General features: G+C 62.8%; 5 protein-coding genes and 1 pseudogene. 3 read left to right on the top strand and 3 right to left on the bottom strand.

Annotated elements, in window-relative coordinates:
- Positions 1–617, bottom strand: a pseudogene (locus tag VKP01_RS07375) (N-acetylglutaminylglutamine synthetase); the annotation flags it as partial.
- A gap of 133 nt (positions 618–750) precedes the next feature.
- Positions 751–2,526: an N-acetylglutaminylglutamine amidotransferase gene (locus VKP01_RS07370; protein WP_324411510.1), complete on the bottom strand. Its 1,776-nt coding sequence runs from the start codon at positions 2,524–2,526 to the stop codon at positions 751–753.
- 250 nt (positions 2,527–2,776) lie between these two features.
- On the opposite strand from VKP01_RS07370, the gene VKP01_RS07365 reads away from it, so the two are divergent.
- Positions 2,777–3,208: a MarR family winged helix-turn-helix transcriptional regulator gene (locus tag VKP01_RS07365; protein ID WP_324411509.1), complete on the top strand. Its 432-nt coding sequence runs from the start codon at positions 2,777–2,779 to the stop codon at positions 3,206–3,208.
- A gap of 17 nt (positions 3,209–3,225) precedes the next feature.
- Here the strand turns inward: VKP01_RS07365 and VKP01_RS07360 are convergent, their stop codons facing one another.
- Positions 3,226–4,377, bottom strand: coding sequence for a hypothetical protein (locus tag VKP01_RS07360; protein WP_324411508.1), 1,152 nt, complete (start codon positions 4,375–4,377; stop codon positions 3,226–3,228).
- Between the two features lie 277 nt (positions 4,378–4,654).
- On the opposite strand from VKP01_RS07360, the gene VKP01_RS07355 reads away from it, so the two are divergent.
- Together VKP01_RS07355 and VKP01_RS07350 are read left to right on the top strand one after the other, a co-directional pair.
- Entirely contained in the window at positions 4,655–6,160 is a 1,506-nt protein-coding gene (locus VKP01_RS07355; protein ID WP_324411507.1) for a UbiA family prenyltransferase, read from the top strand.
- On the top strand, positions 6,157–6,432 hold a 276-nt coding region (locus VKP01_RS07350), incomplete at its 3' end, for a GtrA family protein (protein WP_324411506.1). The genes VKP01_RS07355 and VKP01_RS07350, both read left to right, overlap by 4 nt.

Genomic DNA, 6,432 nt, shown 5'->3' with positions numbered 1-6,432 from the left:
CCGATGCGCGGCGGCATGGCCTGCGGATCGACCGCGAGGCACCACAGCGACGAGCCGTGCTCCGGGTCGCCGAAGGCGTGATAATGATCCACGCCGGTCACCGTGCCGATGATCTGTCCGGTCGCCTCGTCCTCGGCGACGAAATAGGTGATCGCCCGGCTGTCACGCTTCGACCAGAAGAACTCCGGCGGCACCGGCACCATGTGGCGCGCGGCATAGATCCGGTTGACGGCCTCGGCATCTGCAGCCGAAGACAGCCGCCGGATGAAGAAACCGCCGGGGCGGCGCCGCGAGGTGCGATAGCGCGACAGATGCAGCCTGAACGTATGCGAGGGGTCGAGGAACATCTCCTGCGGCGCACTCGCCAGCGCCACATGCGGATCCTGCACATAGACGGCGATATCCCGCCGGTCCGGGCGTTCTCCGCGCATCGCTTCCACGAGTTCCTCATGATCGTCGAATGTCTGTCCGAAGAGCAGCCGCCCCCAGCCGCAATCGACGATCGCGTTCGGCTGCGGGGTATGGCTTTGATCCGGCTCTGCATAGGCGGGCTGGCGACGCTGATCGCGCTCCTGCCGCAGCGAGCGTTCCGACCTGGTTGAACGCGTTCTGGTCATTTTGACCCTCTCGTCAGGGGCGTGATCTTATCGCGAAATCAGGGTTGTGCGAGGCGTTTTCGCACCCGGCTTCACCCCAGCCTTGATCCCTCCACTGAGGGGAGGGAGACCGGGCAGCCGCTGCATTTTCCGCTCAAAGATCATGTTGCTGCAGCCACATTTCGAGCAGCGCCACCTGCCAGAGTTCCGATCCGCGCAAGGGGGTGATGGCGCTGGTCGGGTCCGCAAAGAGGCGGTCGAGGTAATCCTGGTTGAACAGGCCGCGTTCGCGCGCCTTCTGCGAAGTGAGCGAATCGCGCACCATGTCGAGTGTCGGGCCCTGGATGTATTTCAGCGCAGGCACCGGGAAATAGCCCTTGGGCCGGTCAATCACCTCGTTGGGGATGACCTTGCGTGACGCTTCCTTCAGCACACCCTTGCCGCCATGGGCGAGATGGTGGCGTGACGGAATGCGGGCTGCGAGTTCTGCGAGCTCGTAATCAAGGAACGGCACCCGCGCCTCCAGCCCCCAGGCCATGGTCATGTTGTCGACCCGCTTCACGGGATCATCGACCAGCATCACATTGGCATCGAGGCGCAGGGCCTTGTCGACGGGATCGTCGGCGCCCGGCATGGCGAAATGGTTCTCGACGAAGGCCCGCACCTCGTCGCGATCGGCATGCCAGTGCGGCGCCACGTGCTGGCGCATCACCGTGTTCGAGCGGTCGAAGAAGGCGTTGGCGTAATCCTCGACGGGATCGTTCGAATTGGTCAGCTTGGGATACCAGTGATAGCCCGCGAAGACCTCGTCCGCGCCCTGGCCGGACTGGACAACCTTCACATGCTTGGCGACCTCGCGGCTGAGCAGATAGAAGCCGACATTGTCATAGGAGACCATCGGTTCCGACTGCGCGCGGATCGTCGCTGGCAGCGCCTCCAGCATGTCGGCGGAGGGGATCATCATCCTGGTGTGATCCGTCTCGAAGCGCTCGGCGATGAGATCGGAATAGACGAACTCGTCGCCCTTCTCGCCATTGGCTTCCTCGAAGCCGATGGAGAAGGTCTTGAGGCCCTTCTGGCCCTGCTCGGCCAGAAGCCCGACGATCACGCTCGAATCAACACCGCCGGAGAGCAGCACGCCCACGGGCACATCGGCGACCATGCGGCGCTTGACGGCGCGGCGCAATTCGTCGAGCACCATGTCACGCCATTCCTCGAAGGGACGCTCGGCATCCTCGGCGCTGCCGCCGTAATTCAGCTTCCAGAACTGGATATCCTTCGAGGTGCCGTCCTTCTCGATCACGCGCAGGGTGGCGGGCGGGAGCTTCCGCACGCCCTTGAGCATGGTGTAGGGCGCCGGCACCACGGCGTGGAAGCTCATGTAGAATTGCAGAGCGACGGGGTCGATCGTGGTATCGACTTCGCCGGTGGCGACGATCGCCGGCAGCGAGGAGGCGAAGAACAGCCGCTTGCCCTTTTCTGCGACATAGAGCGGCTTGATGCCGAAACGGTCACGCCCGAGTATCACGCGCCCGGTATCCCGCTCATGGATGGCGAAGGCGAACATGCCATTGAAGCGCTGCACGAAATCGAGACCCCAGGCGTGGTAGGCCTTCAGGATAACTTCCGTATCGCCGTGGGAGAAGAATCGATAGCCCATACCCTGGAGCTCTTCGCGCAGCTCCGGATAATTGTAGATGCAGCCGTTGAAGGCGATGCTGAGGCCGAGCTCGGAATCGACCATGGGCTGCTCGGCCTTGTCCGAGAGATCAATGATCTTCAGGCGGCGGTGGCCGAAGCTGACGCGCCCGCGGTTGAGCATGCCGCCGGAATCGGGGCCGCGCGGCACCAGGCAATCCGTCATGCGTTCGGTGATATGGGGGGAGGCCGGGCTCCCGTCAAAAGTGATTTCGCCGCAAATGCCGCACATAGCTACGTTCTGCTCTCGTCTTGTCAGCGTTATTGCGCTGCCCGGCTCACCCGGACAACGCTCTGCCGATAGCTAATTCGTACACAAATCTTTACAGCACGAATATTTTGATGTCAAATGATCGTGGAGGATACAAATGACCGACATGACGCGTTCCCGTGCGAGCCACCTTGTGGCGACACGACGACGGGACTTGCCACAAAAAAATGCCGAAATATCCGAAATGGTTCCGTCGCAAGACGCAGGCAACGTGAGTGATGATCTCGGTGCGCTCGTCAAGGCGATCCGCGTCATCGCGCAGGCGATCGATACGCGATCGAAGGCGATGGCGCGCCTGTCCGGTCTGACCATCCCGCAGGTCGTGGTGCTGGCCGGCATCCGCGATCTCGGCGAGGTGACCACCAACGGCCTGTCGCGCCATGTCGACCTCTCCCCCGGAACGGTGGTCGCGATCCTCGACAAGCTTGCCGAACGCGGTTTCGTCGAGCGTTATCGCTCGCCGACGGATCGGCGCATCGTGCATTCGCGGCTGACGCAGCAAGGCGCGGAGATTCTCTCGCGCGCGCCCTCACTGTTGCCCGATGATGCGGTGGATGCGATCACACGGATGCCGCAGGCCGACCGCGCTGCGCTGGTCACGGCATTTCGCAGCGTTGCGGGGCTGTTGCGCGGGATATCCTGAAGCGAGTCCGCTCGCGATCAGGAAAAGCGGCGCAGTTTCTCGCGGGCGGGCAAGGCGTCGATATCGGGCAAGGGGCCGGTGGAGATATCCGCGCTGACGGGCTCTTGCGAACCGGTCTCGTCAGCATCCACGACGATGACATCCGTCTCGGCTTCAGTCTCAGCCGTCAGAGCAGCCTGTCCTTCCCTCTCGCCGCCGTGCCCATCGCCGGCCTCGATCTCGGCGAAGTCCACCAGATCCGCAGCATCATCGAGATCAGACAGGCCGGCGACGACGCCGTTTGCGTCCGACACCGACTCATCCGCCTCATCAGCCTCAGCCGCAGCGATTGCGGTATCCGCAGCTGCGGGGTCCGCGACGAAGTCGATTTCCTCCGCGAGGCGCGGCGGCTCGGCTTCCGCGCCTCGATTGAAGAAATAGGCGTCGACCGGGTCGGCCATCGCATCATCGACGATCATCGTGTCGATGCCGTCCTGACAAAGGCCGTTGAAATCCTCAAGACTGTCGCTCAGATCACGCTGGCGCGCCGCATCATCCATGCCGTCCTGCGCCCCTTCATGCCCGCCATCGGGCGCCTCGCCCGTCTCGCCGTCACCCCAGATCTCGATCATGGCGTTGATGCGCCCTTCGAGGAAGCGCAGCGTGTCGACGATGCGGGTGGTGCGCTGGGCGGTCAGGTCCTGGAACGAACAGGCGGTGTAGATGTCCGTGGCGCGGCGGTCGAGTTCGTCACACATCGCCTCGCTGGCGCCCTCCTCCCGCAATGTCCAGGCGGCTTCCTGGATCTGCTCGGCGGCTTCGAGGATGTCGGAGGTCGCGCGTTCCGTAGTGCGCACGATCGCGTCCAGCGCTTCGGAGGCAACGCCGAGTTCGTTGGGCTGCGCGCCCTGGGGCCGCAATGTGCTGATCTCGTGCTTGGTACGCGAAATCGCGCGCGACATTTCGAGCAGATCCATGCGCAGGCGATCCTTCTCCTGCGCTTCGCGGTTCTGCACCATCATGCCTTCGAGGCGCTCGATCGCGCCGAGCAGCATCTGCGTGTCGGCGGCGCGGTTGCGGCGCGCATATTCCTTCAGGAACCAGCGCCCGCGCTCTGTCTCCATCACCGCGCCTTCAATGGCGTCGTAATCGGCCTCGGCGACCGGAGTGAGGGCTTTCGAATCGCTCATATCGCTGCCACCACGCCTTTTCGAATCATACTGGAACTGCGCATCGAGCCCTATAGCGCACCAGAAATCCTTTATCTTTGCTTAAAAACCCGCGTATCGGCAGCCATTCCTCGCCATCCCAGCGTCGGCTCGTCCTCTGAAGGGCGATGCGCGTGAAGCCAGTTCCAGAAGAAAAAAGCGCAATCAAAAATTTTTAATATTAATGAAATGCAATTATTGCGTACCCGATTGAACTAACCTACCTCTGGATGCCCAAGGTAGCAGAAGATAATCGGAAATGAATGAAATCAATCAGAAATTACACTTGGGGACGTCTTCGGATTGCAGCGATGCCGTCCCGCTCGTTCTCGACGTCGATGGCGTCGTTTTGGCGACGGATATGCTGTACGAGATGGCGCTCGCCTTTGTGAAGAACAATCCCTTCGGCATCTTTCTACTGCTCTACTGGCTGATCGCCGGCAAGGCCGTGCTCAAGAAGCGGCTCGCCGAGCATACGCAGATCGACATCGATCGCCTGCCCCTCAACGAGTCCGTCGTCGCAAATGCGCGCTCGGCCCACGATCGCGGGCGCATGGTCGTTCTCGCTACGGCTGCGGACGAAAGTCTCGCCCGGCGCCTTGCGCAGCGGCTCGGCTTCATCGACCTGGTCATGGCCAGCGACGGCGCGACAAACCTCAAGGGCGGGGCCAGGGCAGATGCGCTCACGGCACGCTTTCCGGATGGATTTGCCTATTTCGGAGACAGTGCGAGCGACCTGCATGTCTGGAAACGTGCCCGCTCGATCGGGATCATCGGCGCCGACCGGGCCACGGCGGCGGCGGCGCGTGCTCACGCGAAGGATCGGAGCAAACCGGTCGAATGCGCGATGCCGCGCTCCGGCCTCGGCCTGAAGGGCTGGGCGCGGGCGCTGCGGCTGCACCAATGGGCGAAGAACCTCCTCGTCTTCGCCCCCCTCGTGCTTGCCGGCCTGCTGACAGATCCCGGCGCATGGCTTTCCGCCGGCATCGCTTTTCTGGCGCTCGGCCTGCTCGCTTCCGCGACGTACCTCCTGAATGATCTGCTGGACATCGTCGATGACCGTCAGCACTGGACCAAGCGCAACCGCCCCCTCGCCTCCGGCCGCATGCGGATCACGCAGGCCGTCGCGGCCATCCCCGTCGGCATTGCGGGAAGCGTGCTTCTGGGAAGCCTCGTCGGTTACCAGGTGGTCGGGGTGCTCACCATCTACCTCGGATTGACGCTGGCCTATTCGCTGCATTTCAAGCGTAAGCCGGTGATCGACGTGTTCATGCTCGCGACCCTGTTCACGCTGCGCCTCGTTCTGGGCATCGTGGCCGTCGGTGTTGCGGCCTCGCCCTGGCTCCTGGTCTTTTCGATGTTTCTGTTCGCGTCGCTTTCGTTCGCCAAGCGGCAGACGGAGGTTTTGCGTTTTGCCGAACGCACCTCGGATATGGCTGCGAAGCTGAGCGGGCGCGGCTATTTCGTCGCCGATGCGCCGTTCATCCTGGCGATGGGAATCGCCTCGGGGATGGCCTCCATGGTGATCATGGTGCTCTATCTGACGCAGGACGCCATGCATGTCGGCATTTATGCCCAGACGCAATGGCTGTGGGGCATTCCTCTGGCGCTGTTTCTCTGGCTCTCGCGGATCTGGATGATCGGCCAACGCGGAGAGTTGCTCGATGATCCCGTCGTCTTTGCCATGAAGGACCCCAAGAGCCTCGTTCTGTGCGCGATCGTGCTCATGTCCTTCATCATGGCACTGATCGGGGTTCCGCTATGAAGGCCCCTGCCCCGCAAATCCTGCGCTTTCTCGTCCTCGGCGGCCTCGCCGCGCTGGTGAACTGGGGGGTGCGCTTTCCGCTCTCGCTGGTGATGCCGTTTCCGGCCGCCGTGGCTTCGGCCTATGTGATCGGCATGTCGGTCGGCTTCTCGCTTTACCGCCGTCATGTCTTTCCGGGTGCGGGCAAGCCTCTGGCCTATCAGGCGGCTATGTTCGTCACGGTCAACCTCGTCACAGCCGTGCTCGTCATGGCCGTGGCCACGAGCCTCGTC

Origin of the sequence: Saliniramus sp. (genome assembly GCF_035311605.1) — a bacterium.
Classification (GTDB): domain Bacteria; phylum Pseudomonadota; class Alphaproteobacteria; order Rhizobiales; family Beijerinckiaceae; genus Saliniramus.
The sequence above is the reverse complement of the archived record's forward strand: the minus strand, read 5'-3'. Positions and strand labels throughout refer to the sequence as shown.

Excerpts from the sequence above, each read along its gene's own strand:
- VKP01_RS07370 (WP_324411510.1), bottom strand. The coding sequence starts at position 2,526 with ATGTGCGGCATTTGCGGCGAAATCACTTTTGACGGGAGCCCGGCCTCC.
- VKP01_RS07360 (WP_324411508.1), bottom strand. The coding sequence starts at position 4,377 with ATGAGCGATTCGAAAGCCCTCACTCCGGTCGCCGAGGCCGATTACGAC.
- VKP01_RS07355 (WP_324411507.1), top strand. The coding sequence starts at position 4,655 with ATGAATGAAATCAATCAGAAATTACACTTGGGGACGTCTTCGGATTGC.